General features: G+C 69.6%; 34 protein-coding genes. 30 read left to right on the top strand and 4 right to left on the bottom strand.

The features are described 5' to 3' along the window. Positions 1–100: 100 nt before the first annotated feature. Positions 101–958 carry a 3-hydroxybutyryl-CoA dehydrogenase gene (locus OG900_33705; GenBank protein WUH94621.1) on the top strand — a complete coding sequence of 286 codons (858 nt, stop codon included), beginning with the start codon at positions 101–103 and terminating at the stop codon, positions 956–958. 104 nt (positions 959–1,062) lie between these two features. Here the strand turns inward: OG900_33705 and OG900_33700 are convergent, their stop codons facing one another. The 3 genes from OG900_33700 to OG900_33690 all read right to left on the bottom strand — a co-directional run bounded on the left by OG900_33700 (position 1,063) and on the right by OG900_33690 (position 3,456). Then, a complete protein-coding gene (locus OG900_33700; GenBank protein WUH94620.1) occupies positions 1,063–2,298 on the bottom strand; it encodes a site-specific integrase in 1,236 nt (411 codons plus the stop codon). After that, a complete protein-coding gene (locus tag OG900_33695; GenBank protein ID WUH94619.1) occupies positions 2,268–2,714 on the bottom strand; it encodes an ImmA/IrrE family metallo-endopeptidase in 447 nt (148 codons plus the stop codon). The genes OG900_33700 and OG900_33695 overlap by 31 nt, the downstream gene beginning before the upstream one ends. Positions 2,715–2,862: 148 nt before the next feature. Further along, a complete protein-coding gene (locus tag OG900_33690) occupies positions 2,863–3,456 on the bottom strand; it encodes a helix-turn-helix transcriptional regulator (protein WUH96014.1) in 594 nt (197 codons plus the stop codon). 98 nt (positions 3,457–3,554) lie between these two features. Between OG900_33690 and OG900_33685 the strand changes: the two genes are divergently transcribed. From OG900_33685 to OG900_33555, 27 genes are all read left to right on the top strand, one after another. Next, positions 3,555–3,773: a helix-turn-helix domain-containing protein gene (locus OG900_33685; protein WUH94618.1), complete on the top strand. Its 219-nt coding sequence runs from the start codon at positions 3,555–3,557 to the stop codon at positions 3,771–3,773. Further along, on the top strand, positions 3,770–4,042 hold the full coding sequence (locus OG900_33680) for a helix-turn-helix domain-containing protein (GenBank protein ID WUH94617.1): 273 nt from the start codon (positions 3,770–3,772) through the stop codon (positions 4,040–4,042). The genes OG900_33685 and OG900_33680 overlap by 4 nt, the downstream gene beginning before the upstream one ends. Before the next feature lie 105 nt (positions 4,043–4,147). Continuing rightward, the gene (locus OG900_33675) at positions 4,148–4,972 is read left to right on the top strand and encodes a phage antirepressor KilAC domain-containing protein (GenBank protein WUH94616.1); all 825 of its coding nucleotides are present in this window, start codon (positions 4,148–4,150) and stop codon (positions 4,970–4,972) included. Further along, positions 4,969–5,274, top strand: a complete 306-nt coding sequence (locus tag OG900_33670; GenBank protein ID WUH94615.1) for a hypothetical protein — start codon at positions 4,969–4,971, stop codon at positions 5,272–5,274. Before OG900_33675 ends, OG900_33670 begins: the two co-directional genes overlap by 4 nt. Next, entirely contained in the window at positions 5,271–5,639 is a 369-nt protein-coding gene (locus tag OG900_33665) for a hypothetical protein (protein ID WUH94614.1), read from the top strand. Before OG900_33670 ends, OG900_33665 begins: the two co-directional genes overlap by 4 nt. Then, entirely contained in the window at positions 5,636–5,956 is a 321-nt protein-coding gene (locus tag OG900_33660) for a hypothetical protein (GenBank protein ID WUH94613.1), read from the top strand. The genes OG900_33665 and OG900_33660 overlap by 4 nt, the downstream gene beginning before the upstream one ends. Then, a complete protein-coding gene (locus OG900_33655) occupies positions 5,953–6,270 on the top strand; it encodes a hypothetical protein (protein WUH94612.1) in 318 nt (105 codons plus the stop codon). The genes OG900_33660 and OG900_33655 overlap by 4 nt, the downstream gene beginning before the upstream one ends. Beyond that, positions 6,267–6,773, top strand: a complete 507-nt coding sequence (locus tag OG900_33650) for a hypothetical protein (GenBank protein ID WUH94611.1) — start codon at positions 6,267–6,269, stop codon at positions 6,771–6,773. The genes OG900_33655 and OG900_33650 overlap by 4 nt, the downstream gene beginning before the upstream one ends. After that, positions 6,770–7,000, top strand: coding sequence for a hypothetical protein (locus OG900_33645; protein ID WUH94610.1), 231 nt, complete (start codon positions 6,770–6,772; stop codon positions 6,998–7,000). The genes OG900_33650 and OG900_33645 overlap by 4 nt, the downstream gene beginning before the upstream one ends. Beyond that, on the top strand, positions 6,997–7,224 hold the full coding sequence (locus OG900_33640; protein ID WUH94609.1) for a hypothetical protein: 228 nt from the start codon (positions 6,997–6,999) through the stop codon (positions 7,222–7,224). Before OG900_33645 ends, OG900_33640 begins: the two co-directional genes overlap by 4 nt. After that, positions 7,221–7,364, top strand: a complete 144-nt coding sequence (locus OG900_33635) for a hypothetical protein (GenBank protein ID WUH94608.1) — start codon at positions 7,221–7,223, stop codon at positions 7,362–7,364. Before OG900_33640 ends, OG900_33635 begins: the two co-directional genes overlap by 4 nt. Beyond that, positions 7,361–7,681, top strand: coding sequence for a hypothetical protein (locus OG900_33630; protein ID WUH94607.1), 321 nt, complete (start codon positions 7,361–7,363; stop codon positions 7,679–7,681). Before OG900_33635 ends, OG900_33630 begins: the two co-directional genes overlap by 4 nt. A gap of 26 nt (positions 7,682–7,707) precedes the next feature. Continuing rightward, positions 7,708–8,040, top strand: a complete 333-nt coding sequence (locus tag OG900_33625) for a hypothetical protein (GenBank protein ID WUH94606.1) — start codon at positions 7,708–7,710, stop codon at positions 8,038–8,040. After that, a complete protein-coding gene (locus OG900_33620) occupies positions 8,037–8,756 on the top strand; it encodes a hypothetical protein (GenBank protein WUH94605.1) in 720 nt (239 codons plus the stop codon). Before OG900_33625 ends, OG900_33620 begins: the two co-directional genes overlap by 4 nt. After that, positions 8,756–9,127, top strand: coding sequence for a DUF4326 domain-containing protein (locus OG900_33615; protein WUH94604.1), 372 nt, complete (start codon positions 8,756–8,758; stop codon positions 9,125–9,127). The genes OG900_33620 and OG900_33615 overlap by 1 nt, the downstream gene beginning before the upstream one ends. Before the next feature lie 94 nt (positions 9,128–9,221). Further along, positions 9,222–10,133 (top strand): YqaJ viral recombinase family protein, encoded by a 912-nt coding sequence (locus tag OG900_33610; GenBank protein WUH94603.1) that lies wholly within the window; start codon positions 9,222–9,224, stop codon positions 10,131–10,133. Beyond that, positions 10,130–10,987: a recombinase RecT gene (locus OG900_33605; GenBank protein WUH94602.1), complete on the top strand. Its 858-nt coding sequence runs from the start codon at positions 10,130–10,132 to the stop codon at positions 10,985–10,987. Before OG900_33610 ends, OG900_33605 begins: the two co-directional genes overlap by 4 nt. A gap of 63 nt (positions 10,988–11,050) precedes the next feature. Continuing rightward, the gene (locus OG900_33600; GenBank protein ID WUH94601.1) at positions 11,051–11,689 is read left to right on the top strand and encodes a hypothetical protein; all 639 of its coding nucleotides are present in this window, start codon (positions 11,051–11,053) and stop codon (positions 11,687–11,689) included. A 64-nt stretch (positions 11,690–11,753) separates the two neighbouring features. After that, positions 11,754–12,503, top strand: a complete 750-nt coding sequence (locus OG900_33595) for an exonuclease domain-containing protein (protein ID WUH94600.1) — start codon at positions 11,754–11,756, stop codon at positions 12,501–12,503. Then, positions 12,503–12,811 carry a hypothetical protein gene (locus OG900_33590; protein ID WUH94599.1) on the top strand — a complete coding sequence of 103 codons (309 nt, stop codon included), beginning with the start codon at positions 12,503–12,505 and terminating at the stop codon, positions 12,809–12,811. The genes OG900_33595 and OG900_33590 overlap by 1 nt, the downstream gene beginning before the upstream one ends. 213 nt (positions 12,812–13,024) lie before the next feature. Next, positions 13,025–13,393: a hypothetical protein gene (locus tag OG900_33585; protein WUH94598.1), complete on the top strand. Its 369-nt coding sequence runs from the start codon at positions 13,025–13,027 to the stop codon at positions 13,391–13,393. After that, positions 13,390–14,211, top strand: a complete 822-nt coding sequence (locus OG900_33580) for a hypothetical protein (GenBank protein WUH94597.1) — start codon at positions 13,390–13,392, stop codon at positions 14,209–14,211. Before OG900_33585 ends, OG900_33580 begins: the two co-directional genes overlap by 4 nt. Next, entirely contained in the window at positions 14,208–14,447 is a 240-nt protein-coding gene (locus tag OG900_33575) for a LuxR C-terminal-related transcriptional regulator (GenBank protein ID WUH94596.1), read from the top strand. The genes OG900_33580 and OG900_33575 overlap by 4 nt, the downstream gene beginning before the upstream one ends. A gap of 184 nt (positions 14,448–14,631) precedes the next feature. Then, on the top strand, positions 14,632–14,910 hold the full coding sequence (locus tag OG900_33570) for a hypothetical protein (GenBank protein ID WUH94595.1): 279 nt from the start codon (positions 14,632–14,634) through the stop codon (positions 14,908–14,910). After that, on the top strand, positions 14,907–15,347 hold the full coding sequence (locus OG900_33565) for a hypothetical protein (protein WUH94594.1): 441 nt from the start codon (positions 14,907–14,909) through the stop codon (positions 15,345–15,347). Before OG900_33570 ends, OG900_33565 begins: the two co-directional genes overlap by 4 nt. After that, complete coding sequence (locus tag OG900_33560; GenBank protein WUH94593.1) at positions 15,344–15,523, top strand: helix-turn-helix domain-containing protein; 180 nt, start codon at positions 15,344–15,346, stop codon at positions 15,521–15,523. Before OG900_33565 ends, OG900_33560 begins: the two co-directional genes overlap by 4 nt. Before the next feature lie 79 nt (positions 15,524–15,602). Then, positions 15,603–15,734 (top strand): hypothetical protein, encoded by a 132-nt coding sequence (locus OG900_33555; protein WUH94592.1) that lies wholly within the window; start codon positions 15,603–15,605, stop codon positions 15,732–15,734. Between the two features lie 150 nt (positions 15,735–15,884). On the opposite strand, the gene OG900_33550 is transcribed toward OG900_33555, so the two are convergent. Beyond that, positions 15,885–16,208: a type II toxin-antitoxin system prevent-host-death family antitoxin gene (locus tag OG900_33550; GenBank protein ID WUH94591.1), complete on the bottom strand. Its 324-nt coding sequence runs from the start codon at positions 16,206–16,208 to the stop codon at positions 15,885–15,887. Positions 16,209–16,366: 158 nt separating this feature from the next. Here OG900_33550 and OG900_33545 point away from each other — a divergent pair, with 158 nt between their 5' ends. Both OG900_33545 and OG900_33540 read left to right on the top strand, forming a co-directional pair. After that, positions 16,367–17,134, top strand: a complete 768-nt coding sequence (locus tag OG900_33545; protein WUH94590.1) for an HNH endonuclease — start codon at positions 16,367–16,369, stop codon at positions 17,132–17,134. Then, positions 17,134–18,177 (top strand): hypothetical protein, encoded by a 1,044-nt coding sequence (locus OG900_33540; protein WUH94589.1) that lies wholly within the window; start codon positions 17,134–17,136, stop codon positions 18,175–18,177. Before OG900_33545 ends, OG900_33540 begins: the two co-directional genes overlap by 1 nt. Positions 18,178–18,180: the final 3 nt, after the last annotated feature.

Below are 18,180 nucleotides of genomic sequence, written 5' to 3'. Positions count from 1 at the left end.
CGAGGGTGGGACCGGATCACACGGTCCCACCCTCGGCGCCGGGCCCTGACACCGGTAACGTCTGTCCGGTAGAGGTGAAACTGCGTGAAGGGCTGGTCGAGTGAGTGACATCGAGCGCGTCGGAGTGGTCGGCGCGGGCCAGATGGGTTCCGGGATCGCCGAGGTGTGCGCGAAGGCGGGGCTCGACGTCAGGGTCGCGGAGACCACGGGCGAGGCGCTGGAGCTGGGCCGGGCCCGGCTCACCCACTCGCTCGGCAAGGCGGCGGAGCGCGGCAAGATCAGCGAGGAGCAGCGGGACGCGGCGCTCGGCCGGCTGAGCTTCACCACGGACCTGGGCGAATTCGCCGACCGCGACCTGGTCATCGAGGCCGTCGTGGAGAACGAGCAGGTCAAGACGGACATCTTCCGGGTGCTCGACCAGGTGGTGACCCGCGAGGACGCGATCCTGGCGTCCAACACCTCCTCGATCCCGCTGGTCAGGCTGGCGGTGGCGACCTCGCGCCCCGAGCATGTGCTGGGCATCCACTTCTTCAACCCGGCACCCGTGCAGGCGCTGGTCGAGCTGATCCCGGCGCTCACCACCGGCAGTGACACCCTCAAGCGGGCGGAGCACCTCGTCACGGACGTGCTGGGCAAGCACGCGATCCGGGCCCAGGACCGCTCGGGCTTCGTGGTGAACGCGCTGCTGGTGCCGTATCTGCTCTCCGCCGTCCGGATGTTCGAGTCGGGCATCGCGACCCGCGAGGACATCGACAACGGCATGGAGATGGGCTGCGCCCACCCGATGGGCCCGCTCAAGCTGACCGACCTGATCGGCCTCGACACCGTCGCCGCCATCGCCGACTCGATGTACGCGGAGTACAAGGAGCCGTTGTACGCGGCCCCGCCGATCCTCCAGCGGATGGTCGACGCCGGGCGGCTCGGCCGTAAGTCGGGCGCGGGCTTCTACCCCTACTGACCTGCATGTTCTTCCCTACTGACTAAACCAATCGGCCCTGCACTCCGACGACCGGAAGGCAGGGCCGAAGATCACCAAGTTCCCAAGGGATTCAGGAGGGACTTTCAGCGGGAGTCCACACTCAACCACTCGTCCAGAGCCGTCCGCCCGCGCCGCCCGTCATCGGGCATGAAGTGCGCGTAGATCCGCAGCGTGATCTCCGGAGAGGCGTGACCCATCCAGTGTGACAGCGACACGGGATCCTCGCGAGCCGCGAGTTGCACGCTCGCGTAGGTGTGCCGGAACCGGTGGTGCATCTTCTCCCGCGATGGCTCCCAGCCCTCATCTCCCATTGGCGCGATGAGGCCAGCCGCAGCGAGGGCCGGCTTCATTGTGCGGCGGTTGTAGATGGACGGATTGATCCGGTTGCCGTGCCAGGTCGTCGTCAGCAGCCGCACGGTCGCCGCGGGCCGCTTGTTGTTCCCCGGCCCAAGCCACGGGAGGGTGACCTCCACCGCCGGGTACGCATCCTCGTGTTGCCGGAGCAGCTGCAGTAGACCCGGCGATAGGGGTACATCTCGTTCCTTGCGCCCCTTCGGGAGCTTGAAGTAGGGGCGGGTGCTGTTGGCCCAGAGCAACTGCCGACGCAGGTGGAGGACCATCCGTTCTTCGTCGACGTCGTCTGGGCTGAACCCGAAGGCCTCAGCCTGCCGGAGTCCGGCATGGACACCGAGGTCCAGGATCGACGCGTAGCGGTCCGGCAGTCCTTCCCGGATACCCAGCACGTCCCCAGCGCCCCAGGCGCGGGCCTTGCTCTCCCCCGCCCCCGGCGGCCGCACCTCGCCGCCCGCTTCCCTGCAGGGGTTCCGCGGTATCCGCTTGCCGACGGCTGACTGCAGGATCGTGCTGAGGTGGTTCCAGATCACTTCGATCGTTGACTCCTGCAGCCCTCGCGCCGACAGTTCGGCACGCCAGGCCAGCAGCAGCCTGTCCTCGATGACGTTGAGAGGCTGCCGGCCGAGAGCGGTGCCGATGATGTGCTTCCAGATTTTGGACTTCATCGGGGCGGCGGTACCGACGGGGTCGGTGCGGGTCGGCCACCACTCGTTCTTGATGTAGTCGCCCAGGAGGATGGCGCCTTCGCGGGGGTCGATGAACTCGTGGCGCTTGGAGTCGGTGAACGCCGTGGCCTTCCACGTCTTGGCGTCATCGAGTGCGTGGAATGACCGGTCCTTGACCCCGGGTATGCCCTTGACGCGGTACCGAGCCGTGTTCGTCCCCCAGAGTTTGGTCCGCTCCCGGCGACCGGTCTCTGGGTTCTTCCGCTTGTTCAGCCAGCGATCTTCGATGGAACCAGCCATGACATCTCCCCGAAGAGGTCTGCGAGCCGGAGCGTGAGGAGGCGTTCCGTGACGCCGATCTTGCCTGCCTCGGCGCAGAGATCGCCACGTGTGGCCAAAGGTACAAGTGCGATCCCGGACAACAACTTGCGGGCGGCCGCACGGTCGGCGTCGTCGTCCTGTGAGATCGATAGCTGGCTCATCAGGTGCGCTTCCCGCAGTCTGTCTGCGTGTGGCCCCGTGCCGCATGGCCCGTGACCGGCCAGCGCGTGTTCTAGGTGGTGAGCGATCGTACATCGCTCGTTTGCCTCGGAAAGTCCGTCAGCAATGATGATCGTTTTGTAGCGCGGGATCCAAGCCCCCCAGGTCTCGCGCAACCACATCCGCCTGACAGTGATTCCGAGTTCGCTGCAGACGCCCACGTCGTTGTAAGGCATGCAACCCCCCGGGTCCAATGGGTCGAGCGGGCGGCACGCCATGTGGAAATCCCTTTGTACACCCTTGAGTCGGGCAACAACAGGAAACGGTCCGATCGGGGGGCAACTGTGGTCAACGGTGCCCGTATCACGATCAACTGAGGCGCCGTCAGCCCCGGAGCTGGCCCGATGTGCTACTCGGTTCGTCGTCCTCTTCGAGCTGACCGAGGATCGTTTCCGCGTCGCCCGGCATCACGCCTTCGCCGAGCGTGCTGGTGCCTCGGTTGTAGGAGTGATTACTGAGCCAGCCGATCAGTTCGACCGCTGAGGCGCGGAATCGGGAGACCAGCTCCTCGGGCGCACCCGAGTCCCTTGCGAGGTCGGCGAGATTGAAGGCCGGCCCGGTCAGGGCCTCGACGGCTTCTTGCCTCACTGTCCCCGACGCGACCGCTGGTGTCGGGTCGCCTCCGGCGAGGACCGCGTCGACGCTCTCTGTGGTCCAGCCGATGACGCCTGCCACCACGTAGTAGCCGTCAGGAATGCCGAGGTCACCTTCGGGTTCCCGGCCGCGCTCGTAGTTCCCGATGGTGCGCATGGCCATGCCGGCGGCTTGAGCGAGGTCGCCCTGGGTCATGCCGAGGCGCTTGCGCTGTCGCCGGATGGCGACACCAAGGCGGCCCCACTGAGGCTCCACGACTGACCTTTCATGCGCAACGAGAAGCAACGACAGGCAACAGCATGGCACGCCACACGCGCCACACATAGCCCACCATCCGGCCAACGTCGCAGGTCAGACTCCCGTTGCCGATTCGTTTCCACTTGCTTCTTGCTATTTCACATCTCATTGCCTACCGTTGCCACATGGAAGCCCGGGGAACGACGATCCGGCGCCTCCGCGAGGAAGCCGGCTACGGCCTCAACAGGTTCGCCGACCGAGTCGGCATCAGTCCCTCGTGGCTCTCCCGGATCGAGCGCAACAAGAGCAAGCACCCGGCCCCTGAGGTGCTCAAACGCATCGCAGACGGGCTGGAGCACCCCGTCACAGACATCGCTGATTTTGGAAAGGAGAACCCGGAATGAGCACCGACAACACCCCCACGGACACAGCGTCACCGCTCATGAACAACAAGGAAGCGGCCAGGTACCTCAAGCGCACCCCCAACGCGCTCCGCATCCTGCGCCACCGGCGTCGCGGCCCGAAGTCGTTCATCAAGGACGGCCGGATCTGGTACTTCTCCGCGGATCTGGACGCCTGGCTGAACGAAGCCGCGCAGGCCGACTCCCGCTTCAACCCGGACCTTGACCCCACCCGGGTCCCGGCGCAGACGCGCGGTTCCCGCGCCGCCTGACCCGCACCCCCGCGCGTTGCGGGGCCGCCCGCGCCGGCCAAGGAAGCGGACGACCCCTCAGACCGCGCCCCATCGCTCAACCATCCAAGAAATGAGGCGTAGGCCTTGTCGAACATCATCCCATTCACCTTCCCGGAGACCGGCCAGCCGGTCCGGGTCATCGGAGACCACGACGAGCCGCTGTTCCACCACGGCGACGTCTGCAAGGTCCTTCAGCACACCAACCCCACCGTTGCCGCGCGGATGCTCGACGGCGACGAAAGCCGCATGGTCGACATGCGGGGAATCGCCGCAGGTCAGACCGCCCTAAGCGAGTTTAGGGCGCCCGCCACCGGCAACGCCGAGGCGCGATTCGTCACCGAGCCCGGCCTGTACACCCTCGTGTTCAGCAGCAAGGCCCCCGGCGCCCCGGCCTTCCGCCGCTGGCTCACCCACGAGGTCATCCCGCAGATCCGGCGCACCGGCTCCTACTCGGCTGCTCCCGCCGTCCTGTCGAACCGGGATCTGGCCCGCATGGTCTTGGAAGAGGCGGACCGGGCGGACGCGGCAGAAGCGAAGGTCGCCGAACTGGAGCCGGCCGCCGCCTCATGGAACGTGCTCGCCACGGCGGCCGGTGACTTCTCGGTCGGGGACGCGGCGAAGATCCTGTCCCGGGATCCGTCGATCAAGACGGGTGAGCGGCGTCTGTTCACGGTCCTCGCCGAGAACAAGTGGACGTACCGGCAGGTCAGCGACGACAGGCCGCGCGCTATGCAGACGGCAATCGAAGCGGGCCGTCTGTCGGAACTGCCCCAGTCCCACTACCACCCGCGTACCGGCGAACTGGTCCTTGATGCCCCGCAGGTTCGGGTGACCGTGAAGGGCTTGAACGAGCTGCACAAGCGGCTCGGTGGCACCGGCGCGGTGCAGGTCCCGGCGGTGACGTCATGACCCGCATCAGCTGCACGTACTTCCTGGAGTCCCACGCGGACGCCCGCGGAAACGGTGCCCCGAACCCGGTGTTGTACGTCTACCCGGACGGCGTCCGCAGCGGAGCCGTCACCTTCCAGATCAGCGACAGCATGCCGATGGACGACCGGGTCCGGGCGGCGAAGGCGCTGTTGCGCGGCGCCCAGCAGCTCCACGACGCGGTCGTCGCGGACGCCGAGAGGAAGCGCACCGCTGAGGACGAACTGGCGGAGGCCAGGGCAGAGATCGCCCGGCTCAAGGCCGAGGCGGGTGGGGACGTATGACCGCCCCAACCCAGACCCCGGTCCTGTTCGTGGACCGCACGGGTGACGTGTGGCGGCCCAATGGCCTCACCCCGGCTGGCGACGTGCTGATGGTGTGCGACCAGCCGCAGGACCCGGCTGACCGAGGCGACGGGGAGTCGTTCCCGTGGACGCGGCAGACGGTCGAGTCCCGGTTCGGGCCGCTGGTTCCACTGACGGTGGAGCAGGCGTTCGTGGACCTGGAGCAGTCGGCACTGGCTGAGGCGGACCGCAAGTTCGGCGACGTCCACGGTGACGCTGCCGAGTGGTCGCCGCTGGAGGAGATCCAGTACGTGCGCCTCATCGAGCGGGTCCACGGCGTGTTCCACCAGGCGGTGACCCGATGACCGCCCCGGTCGAGCGTCGTATCGACGCCCTGGACGTGCCGACTGCCGTACTGGAGGCGAGCCTGAGGGCTGGACGTCTGGCGGAGTACGGGCACTGGCTGCATGACGCCGACGAGGACAGCACCGTCCCGACCTTCCCGGACCTGTCGAAGGGCCGCCGTGGCCTGGACGCGTCCCAGCGTGCCGGCTTCGAACTGGGCATCGAGTGGGGCGAGCAGCCTCCCAATCGGCGCCCGGCCGGCTACACCTCCCCGGACTGCGAGCCCGCCTGGGCACCGAAGTCCGTCGCGAACGTGCAGACGGGGAGCGCGCTGTGAACCGCCTGTTCCGTCGCCGCCCGGCACCTGAACTGCCGGAGGTCATGGCCGTCCTCCTGGATGACGTGGCCCGCATGTTCCTCACCCGCCCGGGCCTGACGATGCGCCGGCTGACCGACCTGGGTCAGGCGAGCTTCCAGATGGAGGCCACGGACCCGGAGTGGTCGACCGCCGCGGATGTTGAGGCTGCCGCCGCCGCCCTGGACACCGCACGGCAGGCGCTGCTCGCCCTGTCCCCGGCCACCCGCCGCGCCATCCGCCGCGCGGGCGCACCCAGCACTGACACCGAACAGCCCGCAAGGAGGACCCGATGAGCCTCATCACGTTCCGCGCACCCGGCCATGGCCGCAGGCAGGCAAGTCCGAACGCCCGCCTGGCCGCCGAGAATCAGCGGCTCCGCGACGAGGTCCGCAACCTCCGGCACCAATTGGAGGGCGCCGGGATTCTCATCAACGGGCTGCGCGTCCAGCTCAATGACGCGGACGAGGAGCGGCAGGCCGAAGTCCGCGCTGTCGCCCGGGTTCTCGGGGATGGGGTCCACGCCCTGAACCTGGAGCGCCACGCCCACCAGGTCACCCGAGGCCGGCTGGATGCCGCGGTCAGGGCGAACACCTGCAACACCGAGGCGGCGACCGTGCAGACGGACGTGACCGTGCTGCGCGCGGCCATGGCTGACCGGTTCGTGGAGGAGCCGGCACCCGGCCCGGAGTACGGGCCGCACCGCCGGGTTGCCAGTCGGACGATCCGGGTGATGCCCCTGTGGGACAGCCCCCAGGCCGCACACCCGGCCGCGTTCAACCTGGCAGGTGCCCGATGACCGCCGCCCCTGAGGTGCTGTACCTGTGCGGTGACCAGCTGTACGACGAGACGGCCACCGCCTGGGATGCGCGCACCCTGCAGCCCCTTGTCGTTCCGGAGCCCGAGGCGCCGTTGGCGCATTGGCACGACTGCCGCATGGCGGAGTGGCCGGACCTGGCGTCCGTCTGCCCGTGCACCGTGGGCCTGCGGTACATCCGCCGGAGCCGGGCGGAGGTCGCGTCGTGAGCGGCCTCAGTCTTCTGTCCGCAGCCTCGGAGCAGGCGACGTCGTCGGATGACGGCTTGGACCACGTCTACTGCTGCGACCCCGATATCGCCCTGTGCGGCACCGACATCAGCGGCGCGGACTTCGCGGCCTTCGACGCGGCCAGTTGCGTCGTCTGCGCGGACCTCGATGACACGGACGCGCCGTGCGCCCGATGCGGCTACGGGGCGGAGGTGACCTCGTGACGCCGTACCCGTCCTGGTTCTGGCCTGCGATCTGCGTGTGGATGTACGCCGCCTGGGCTGTGACCGCCACCTGGTGCGTCCTCGGCTACCGCGCCAAAACCCGCCGCACCACCACCACGCCCGAGGAGGGCAACCGATGATCCTCGAACCCGCCGACATGCACCGCGCCCTCGCATCCCACGACGCCGAGCCCAGCCCCGCCCTGATCGCCGTACAGGAACTGATCCTCGCGCAGGACAACCTCGGCATCGACCCGGGTGATGCCCTGAACGCGGCCCGGGTGTTGCTCGCCGCCCACGCCCGCGAACTCGCCAAGGCCGTCGACGGCCTGGCCGCCCCGGACTGCTCCGACATGAGCAGCCTGGACGACGCCTGGGAGCACGGCAACACCGACACCGCCGCCGAACTCCGCCGGTCCGCCGACGACCTCGAAGCCGCAGCCGCGGGTGCGGCATGAGCGCCCCCCGCACGTACCCGGTGCACGTGACCCGTCGCCCGGACGGCGCGGACCTGGAGGTCGCCCGGTACTACCACGAGCACCTGCTCAAGGACCTGTTCGGCGTCCTGGACGAGCACCCGGAGCTGTTCGACGACCTGGTCGACCTGATCCAGGGCGACAAGCCCAACCACGACCCGCACGACGTGGACCGCCCGTCCCGTGACGACGTCCTCGCCGAACGCCTGGTGGCCGCCCTGCCCACCGCGTCCCGCACCATCCGCCTCTACCGCGGGCCCCTCACCGTGCTCGCCGACCAGCTCACCACCATCCTCGGCCGGCGCGTCTGGCCGATCCGGCAGGGACGGAGGGCGGCATGAGCGCCATCGACGCAGTCACCGCCGCGATCAAGGCGTTCGACTTCGAGGACTACGGCCTGCACGAGGTGGATCCCACCAGCGAGTACGCCGAGTGGGTGCCGGTCCTGGCTGCCGCTGTCCACGCCGCCTGCCGCCCCGCAGTGCTGGCCGAGGCCAAGATCGAGACCGTCGCGTGGCTCGTCAAGAAGGCCGCCGAGCAGCCGACATGGAACGCGGGTGTCCTCGCGTCGAAGGTCGACCGGGGTGCGGTCCGCGCCTTCATCGGCACCGGCCACTACCGGGACGCCATGGACGCACACCGCGCCAAGGTGCTGACCGAGGCCGCCGACCTCCTCGAATTCCTCGGCATGGACGACGCGTCCGCCCAGCTCCGTTACCAGGCCACGCCGTACACCGACGACACGGCCTACGCCAGCACTCGTGGCGAGCCCGGGGACGGCGACGAGCCGGAGCCCTCGCCGGACCACGGCGATCAGGCGGGGATGACCGTCGCGGGGCTCCTCGACCTCCTCGCAGGCGGCAGCGCAGGCGTCACCCGCCGCACCGAGTACGCCCTCCTGCTCACCGCCGACGAGACCCACACCCCGTACCCGATCGCCGCCCGCGACCACCAGGAGGCCGCCCTGGTTGCCGCCGACAGTCCCGGGGCGCGCATCGTCCAGCGCACCGTGACCACGACCACCACCGAGTGGGCCAAGCCCGGGGACGGTGCCTGATGCCGGCCCGAATCCAGCGCCGCCGCCAAGCCGGCTGGCGCAAGCCCGAAGGCGCCCTGTACGTCGGACGCGGCACCCGGTGGGGCAACCCCACCCGCATCGTCTACAACCGGCAGACACGCGGCTGGCACGCCGTCCACGACAACGCCGGTGGCGCCGGGATCGGCACGTGGCCGACCGCCGCCGAAGCCCGCCGCTTCGCCGTCGCCGCCTACGAGCACCACCTCGACACCCACCCGTACCTCGCCGCCGACGTGCCCAAGCTGCTCGCGGGCCGCGACCTCATGTGCTGGTGCCCCCTCCCCGAGCCCGGCCAGCCCGACCACTGCCACGGAGCAGTCCTGCTCCGCCTCGCAAACGGCGGCGCCTGATGCCGGCCACCATCCTCCGCGGTTGGGACGCACCCGAGGCCTGCTCGTGCGGGCGCGGCTTCATCGGCCCCGGCCACCAATGCGGAGGTCAGGGATGACCGACCCCACGCTCCCGCCGCTGCCTGCCGGTCAACTCGTCGGCTGGTTCGAACCCGGCTCCGACGACTGGCACGCAGCCCGCGCGCAGGGCATCGGCGGCTCCGAGATCAGCGCCGTCATCGGCCTGTCCCCGTTCGAGTCCCGCTTCTCCCTGTGGCACCGCAAATCCGGGCTCGTAGCCCCAGTGCAGGAAAGCAACGAAATGTACTGGGGCAAGAAGCTTGAGCCCGCAGTCTGCGACGAGTTCCAGGTCCGCAACCCCGGCTGGCAGGCCCTCGTCGCCCCCACCTTCCACGGCACCGGACGGCCCTGGCAGATCGTCAACCCCGACCGGATCGGCGTCGGCCCCAACGGCGAGATCCACCTCATCGAGGCCAAGACCAGCCGCGACGCCGAAGGATGGGGCGAGGAAGGCACCGACGAGGTGCCCGTCTACTACCGCGCCCAGTGCCGCTGGTACCTCGACGGCCTCGGCCTGCAGCGGTGCCGCCTCATCGTCCTCATCTCCGGGTCCGACTACCGCGAATACCTCGTCGAAGCCGACCCGGCCGAAGCGCACATGATGCGCGACCGCGCCGAAGAGTTCCTGCGCTCCGTCCACGCCGGGGAACGCCCCCCGATCGACGGCCACGCGGCCACCTACCAGGTCGTCAAGGAACTCCCCGACTCCGTCGACGACGTCGACATCGAAATCGCCGAAGCCCTCCGCGACCGCTACTTCACCGCCCTCGACGCCTGCAAGCAGGCCGAGACAGAGAAGCGGGCCGCGGCCGGCCTGGTCCTCGACGAAATCGGCACCGCCCGTCGGGCCGTCGTCGGAAAGCAGCGGATCGCCACCCGCATCCCAAAGCCCGACGGGTCCACGAAGTCCCTCCAGCCAGCCCGCAACAGGGAGATCGCAGCATGAACCAGCCCACCGTCAGCTCCGAAGTCGCCCGCGTCGACAACGGTCCCGGCGCCATGGTCGAGGCGTACCGCTCCGACCTCGCCATGGTCATGCCGTCGCACGTCAAGCCCGAGACGTTCGTCCGCCTCGCCGTCGGCGTCCTGCGCCGCGACAAGAACCTCACCCTCGCCGCACAGAACAACCCCGCCGCACTGATGGGCGCGTTGATGGACGCCGCGCAGTTGGGCCTCACTCCGGGTACCGAGCAGTACTACCTGACGCCGCGGAAGGTGAAGGGCCGCCTGGAGATCCAGGGCATCCGCGGCTACCAGGGCGAAATCGAACTGATCTACCGGGCCGGCGCCGTGTCCTCCGTGATCGTCGAGGTGGTCCGCGCCAACGACACGTTCCGCTACGCACCGGGCCGCGACGAGCGCCCCATCCACGACATCGACTGGGACTCCGACGACCGCGGTGACCTGCGCCTCGTCTACGCCTACGCCGTCATGAAGGACGGCGCCACCTCCAAGGTCGTCGTCCTCAACCGGCGCGACATCAACCGGGCCAAGGCCTCTTCGCAGGGCTCCGACTCGCAGTACTCCCCGTGGAAGAACCACGAGGAGGCGATGTGGATGAAGACCGCCGCCCACCGGCTCACCAAGTGGGTCCCGACCTCCGCCGAGTACATGCGCGAGCAGCTCCGCGCGCAGGCCGTCGTCGCCGCGGAGACCGGCCAGCCCGTGGCCGCCCCTGTGCAGCAGGCGCCCGTGCCCAGCCCCGTGCACGACGACCAGGACGAGGTGGTGGTCGGCGAGTTCGTCGACGACGACCAGCCGGCCGCCGACTGGCCCGCAACCGCGCACGTCCCGCAGTAGCCCCGCACGCACGACCGCGCCGGGGCGAATCCGGCGCGGTCTCCACCAAGGAGACCACGAACCATGCAGATCAACCACCGGGCCGAAGCGGAAAAGCACCTCGCCACCGCCGCCCACCACAACAACGAGAACCCCCCGGACATGCGGATCGCGGAGGTCTCCGCCTGGATCGGACAGGGCTACGCAGCCCTCGCCCGCAACGAGGAGCAGGCCGCCAGCCACGCCGACATGCGGGACGCCCTGACCCTGCTGCGCCAGCGCGAGTACGCCGTGCGGGAGCTGGTGTCCACGCACATCGCGCAGGGCCTCGCCAGCCGGGACACCAACCGGTGGAAGGCCGCCGTCGACCTCGCCAAGGCGCTCGACGAGGGCGACGCCAACATGGACGACCTCATCGACGCCCGCCTCACCGACGACGGCTGGGACGCCCGGTCCGCCTGGAAGACCCCCGCGTCCGCCACGCCGGCCGACGACCCGTGGGCGCCGACGCCGGACATCAGCGCGGACATCCCCGCACCGGTCCGACGGGTCATCGCCGGACAGCTCGCCTCAATGCTCCTGAACGGCGACAACGTGTCGCCGCAGCAGTGGGCGCGCAACTTCGCCACGGCGCTGAAGAACGAGGGCGCCGACCTCGACGACGCGATCAAGACGCGCATCCACGAGCTGACCCTCGGCTACTCCGACGAGCCCCCGTTCTAACCCACCCCGCACGGCCGCGCCTGCCCGTCGGAAGCAGGCAGGCGCGGCCTCGAAGGAGCATCCCATGAGCAACTTTGAGCAGCCCATCGGTGGCGGTGACCTCGCCGCCCCGTGGCCCCTCGGGTACCTCGCAAGCTACGACTGCGAGACCACAGGCACCGACGTAGAGAACGACCGGATCGTCACCGCCGCCCTGGTCGTGCCCGGCCGGGAGCCCCGCAAGTGGCTGGCCGACCCCGGGATCGACATCCCCACCGACGCCTCCGACATCCACCACGTCACCACCGCCTACGCCCGCAAACACGGCCAGCCAGCCGCCCTCGTCATCGACGAGATCACCCAAGCCCTCGCTGACGAACTCGCCCTGCGATCCGCGCTCGTCGTGATGAACGCCCCGTTCGACCTGACCCTCCTCGACCGGGAATGTCGCCGCCACGGGCTGCCCACCCTCGAAGACCTCCACGACGGCCCCATCGCCCCGGTCATCGACCCCCTCGTGTTGGACCGGGCGGCGGACAAGTGGCGCAAGGGCAAGCGGAAGCTGGAAGTCCTCGCCACCCACTACGGCGTGAAGCTCGACGACGCCCACACCGCCGACGCCGACGCCCAAGCCGCCCTCGACGTGGCCCTTGCCATCGGCGAGAAGTACCCGGAGCTCGCCGTGCCCGGCGCCGTCCTCCACGGCTGGCAGATCACCTGGCACGCCCGCTGGGCCGCCGGCTTCGAGGAGTACCAGCGCAAGACCAAGCCCGACACGGTCATCAGTCGGGCATGGCCCCTCGTCCCGTTCCAGGCCGAGGAGGCGACGAGCTGATGTGGAACAGCAAGCGGAACCAGATCCTCGACCTCAAGGCCCGCCTCGCCGTGGCCCAGCGCGCTCGTGAGGGCAGCCTCAGCGCGGAAGACGCCGCCGCCCTGACCACCGAACTGCGCACCACCCGGATGCGCCTGACCCACGCCAACGAGCAGATCACCGATCAGGCGAAGACGATCATGCAGCTCGTTCGTGGCATCAGCCGCGAGCAACCGGCCACCGACCCGTGTGCGCACGGCTGCCGCGACGCCGTCGACCAGCACACCCGCCTCAGCCAGGAGATCGCCGCCGGGGAGGTCGCCCCGTGAGCCGCCTCAGCCGCTTCCTGGACGCTCTGACGCACTCCGGCCCGAGCTACCACCCCGCGCCCCGCCCGGCCCGCGGCGACGCCAGCCGGGAGGCCGCGTCGTGACCGCCGGGACGCGCCTCGCCCTATGGGCCGTCGCCTGCGCCACCACCGCCATCGAACTGATCATCAGCGCCGCCATCCACGCAGGACACCAGAACAAGAAGGAGGACCGGTGACCCGCCGCCTCACCCCCGCCGAGCGTCTCGCCGCCACCCGCCGCGACGCCACCCTCACCGAACTCGCCAAAGCCCCCGCCTGGGACCACCACCTGGTCGAACAGGCCGTGTTCCTCTACGGCCTCAGCTACTCCACCTGGACCTGCAACGACATCCGCCCCCTCCTCCCCGACGCAGGCCGCACCTACCTCAGCCGCGCCATCAACTCCCTGAAACTCGGCGGAATCATCGAACGCGTCCCCGTCGACGGCAAACCCTCCACCTCCGAGCCCACCCACGGGCACCGCATCGCCGTCTGGATGCTCACCCCCCGCGGACACCGCGTCGCCGGCCAGCGCTTCCACAACCTGGAGGCCGCGGCATGACCACCGCCGTCCGCCCGCTGCCCCCGCACGGCACCCCGACCCGGTACAAGGGTGCCCGCAACGGCTCCTACCCGCCCTGCAAATGCGCCGCCTGCGTCCGCGCCCACAGCCTCAGCTGCAAGAAGCGCACCCTCGCCCACATCGCCGGCACCCCCCCGCTCTACCCCGCCGAACCCCTGCGGCAGCACATCCGCACGCTCACCGACACCGGCATGAGTCAGGACCTCATCGCCCGCCGCGCGCACGTCTCCCACGCCACGGTCAACTACCTGATGCGCGGGCTGACCAAGGGATGCCGTCGCGAGAAGGCGCTGCGCATCCTCGCCGTCACCCCCGGAACGTTCGACGCCGTCGCCGAACGGCCCGTCACAGGGACCATGCGGCGCATTCGGGCGCTCTATGCAATCGGACACAACAACGTGACCATTGCCGGCGCAAGCGGGGTCGCCGCATCCGCCATCAGCAGCATCGCAAACGGGCACCAGTCGATCGTCCAGGGCACCACGGCCGCCGCGATCACCGCCGCCTACAAGACCCTCAGCAAGCGTCCCGGCACCAGCGCCAAAGCCAAGAGCCGGGCGCGCAAACTCGGCTGGCACGGACCCCTCGACTGGGACGACATCGACAACCCCGCAGCCCAGCCTGACCCCGGCACGGAACCGGCCGCCAAGTCGCCAGTTGAACTGCAGCCCTGCGGAACATCCGCCGCCTACCGCAGGCATCTTCGGCGCAGCGAGCCGATCTGCACCGCATGCAGGGACGCCAGCCGGCGCGACCGGCAAGAGCGCGACGCCCGAAACAAGCAGGCCGCCGCGTGAGCACCACCTACGCCTCGCAGCTCACCGCGCGGGAAACGCAGACGCTGCGGCTCATCGCCCGCGACATGACCGTCACCGACATGGCCACCGCCATGGGCGTCACCCGCGGCTCCGTCCGCTCCTACATCCACGGCATCTACACCAAATGGGACACCGCCGAACGGGCCGACATGGTCCGCATCGGCCGACGCCTCGGCCTCATCACCGGCGCCTGCACCACCTGCGGGCGCCCATGACCACCCCGACCCGGCCCGTCCGTCCGGCCATGCCGCCCGTCACCCCCGGCGTCTGCGACAGCGGCACCACCCCCTGCGGTGAGCCAGCCGTGCTGTTCGCGAACGGGTGGAAATGCCCAGCTCATACGCCCGCCGCCATGGCCGGACGACCCGAAGCACCCACGCCCGACAGGAAGGACACCCAGTGACCGGCCCCGACTACACCGACAGCGACGGCGTCACCCTCACCGTCACCCCGGTCGACGCCAGCACCTACTACGGCACCATGCCCGTCGTCTCCCTCTCCGTCGCCCACCCCGACGGGGACCCCGACCCGGTCGTCTACATCGACGTCACGAACGTTGAGGCGGTCATCGCCAAGATCCGGGCGGCAGCCGAGGCGGCCCGAGTCCTGCACGTCTGCCCCGACAGCGGGCCGTGCTTCGCGCACGACGTCCCGGCCACCGCGGCGGTGACCGCGTGAGGGCCCTGACCATCCGGCAGCCCTACGCGGACGCCATCGTCCAGCCGTCCGACGCTCCGAAGCGGATCGAGAACCGCTCCTGGCCGCTGCCCGCCCGGTACGTCGGCGTACCCGTACTCCTGCACGCCGCCGCAGCACCCGAGCGAAAGCCCGTACTGCCCGACGCGTGGGCGATCCCCCGCCTGTACGGCGATCGTGCGGACCTGCTCGGCGTCATCCTCGCCGCCGTCACCTTCACCGCCTGCCACTTCGACCGCGACGGATGCGACGACCAGTGCGCCGACTGGGGGATGCGGCAGGTCTTCCACTGGCAGATCGCCAACGTCACCACCCTCGACCAGCCGGTCCCTGCCAAGGGCCAGCAGCAGTTCTGGACCCCGCCGGACGACGTCCTCGCCGCCGTACAGCAGCAGCTCACGGCAGGAGTCCCGTCGTGACGTACCTCCGCGGGGCCGCCCGCACCGTCTACGGCGGCGCACTCCGCGCCCGCTACGAAGACGGCGACACCATCCGCGACCTCAAAGCAGCCACCGGCCGCTCCTACGGCTACCTCCACCGGCTCCTGCTTGAGGCCGGCACCACGCTCCGGCCCCGCGGACGACGCGGCGCCTGACCCCACGGGTGCGGCCCTTCCCGATCGAAGCAGGAAGGGCCGCACCACCCATCACACCACCAAGGAGAACCCCGAACCGATGAACGACTACAGCGACAACGAGCCCTGCGGCGAGAACGACTGCCACTGCACCTGTGCCAGCCAGCACGGCCCCTGCGGCTGCGACTGCCCCCGCGACCCGCTGAGCGGCGACCTCACCGACCGCGAGTAGCCCACCCCGGCCCGGGGCTTCACCGCCCCGGGCCGCAAAGACGCAGGTCACAGGCCCAGGATGGGCGACCAATCGGCGGCAGGATCAGCACCACCCAGCACAGCACAAAGCCCCGCCGTAGCGGGGCCGGCCAGGAAGGAGGGGGACGTGTCAGTCGGACGCGCGCGCGATGTTCTCTGCGGCACGACGGTCGGCGATCTCCAGGGTCTCGAAGACGACGCGCCGGATGTTCATGACGTCCCCTCGGGTCGCATCGGTTCCGAGTTCGTCGAGGTAGGCCTGCACCGCGTCCAGCTTGGCCCGGTCGTGGCGGGCTTGCTCGTAGAAGTCGTAGGACACGATCACGGCCGCTTCCTTGCCGCGGTTGACCAGCACCGTGGGCTCGCCGGCGTAGCGGGCACGGGAGATCACCTCGCCGAGGACATTGCGCGCCTCGGCAATCTTCGCTCGGTGCTCCGTGGGTGTGGTGGCCATGTCGCAAGAGTAGCGGATTCGCTACACGACACAACAGCGCAAGTTCGCGTTCTTAGCTATGATGGCTACGTTAGGCACGAACGAGAGAAGCCGCCCTAAGAGGCACTGGTTCCGCATGCCCAAGACCCACTGACCAGCACCTCCCGAAGGAAGAACCCATGGCCGTCTCCAAGCGACTCCGCTACGAAGTGCTCAGGCGCGACAACCACGCCTGCCGCTACTGCGGCGCCACCGCGCCCGACGTGAAACTCAACGTCGACCACGTCATCCCCACGTCGCTCGGAGGCACCGACAAGCCCACCAATCTCGTCACCGCCTGCGCCGACTGCAACAGCGGCAAAACCAGCAGCATGCCCAACGCCATGCCGGTGGCAGACGTCGAGCAGGGGACGTTCCGGCAGGCCGCCGCCATGAAGCAGGAAGCGGACCAGCGACGCCTGGTGACCTTCGCGCACCTCTACATGACGTGGCTGTGGGCGTGGCAGCGGACCGGTCAGCCCATTACCGATCTGACGGACACCTACTTCACCGAGGAAACCCACAAACTGCTCGACTGCGGCGCCTCGGCGAGCGCTGATCTCACCGAGGCCGCTTTCCAGGCAGGCTCCGACAACGCCGTTGACATCGCTTCGTACATCGGGCGCGTCATGTGCTCCTCTCCCTCGCCGATGTCTGCCGAAGATCGCCGGCTCGTGGCCTGCGTCGATGCCATGAACGCCTGGGAAGCGGCGTGGGACCTCGCGAGCGACGACGGAACGCCGCCTGGCGACGTCATCTGCCGGTTCATCGACGAAGTCGGGGAGGTCTACGACACCGGAGTGAACCCCCTGGCGCTGGTGGGCGCAGCGGCGGTTGCAGGCAGATTGATGACCACCGATCTCCGCCAGCACCTGTCCGCACTGATCGCGACGGGCGGTGCCAACTGATGGCCCGCGGACACGGCCGCATCCTCACCTCCATCTGGGAGGACGCCGACTTCCTGGCGCTCGACCAGCAGCAGCAGCGCCTGTACCTGTTCCTGATCTCGCAGCCGAACCTGAACCACGCCGGCCTGCTCGACCTGACGCTGCGGCGCTGGGCACGCAAGGCTGCTGGCCTGTCGGTCGCGGAACTCGACAAGCTCCTGACCGGCCTGGAGCAGGCACGTTTCGTCGTCGTCGACGACGACACGGAGGAACTGCTGATCCGCTCGTTCATCCGGAACGACGGCGTGTGGCGCATGCCCAAGGTCATGGGCGCGATGGTCTCCGGCGCGCTGGAGATTTCGTCACCGAAGCTGCGGCTGGCACTTCTCGCCGAGATGGACCGGGTCCCGCTCGACGAGTTGAGCGACGAGCCGACCAAGACGACGCGGGGCGAAGGCCCGTCCATCCGGGCGCAGATCGCCGAGCACATCGAGACCCTTCGCAAGGCCTTCGGCAACCCCACACCCGACCCCACGGAAGGGGGTTCCGCAACCCCCTCCGGACCCCCTTCGGGAACCCCCTCCGATACCCCTGACGAAGGGGGTCCGGAAGGCTCTACGCGCGGGCACGCGGGCACACACGTGCGCGCGGCCCCTGCCCTTTCCCCTTCCCCTACCCCTACCCCTGCCCCAGAAGAGAGGGGCGGCGGCGGGCCGAACGGGGAAACCGGACCCGCATCGCCGGCCGAGACCACGCAGCCTGACGGCTGCCTCTCCCCGATCGACGTCGACGGCTTCGATCTCACCGACTCGATGCGCGCCTGGGCGCTACGCACCTTCGGCCCCGGCCTCGACCTCGAATACGAGACCGCCCAGTTCCTCGACCACTTCCGCGCCCAATCTGTGCGCCGCCCCAACTGGCCCGCCGAATGGCAGAAGTGGATCCGCCGCTCCGCCAAGTACGCCTCCGAGCGCGCCAACCGGCCCCCGCTCCGCGCCGTGTCCGGCGGCCACACCCCGTACCGCAACCCCGAAGACGACTCCGTCTACGACGAGAAGTGGTGACCC

The organism is Streptomyces sp. NBC_00433 (assembly GCA_036015235.1).
Lineage (GTDB): Bacteria > Actinomycetota > Actinomycetes > Streptomycetales > Streptomycetaceae > Actinacidiphila.
This window is presented reverse-complemented; position numbering and strand designations above follow the sequence as displayed.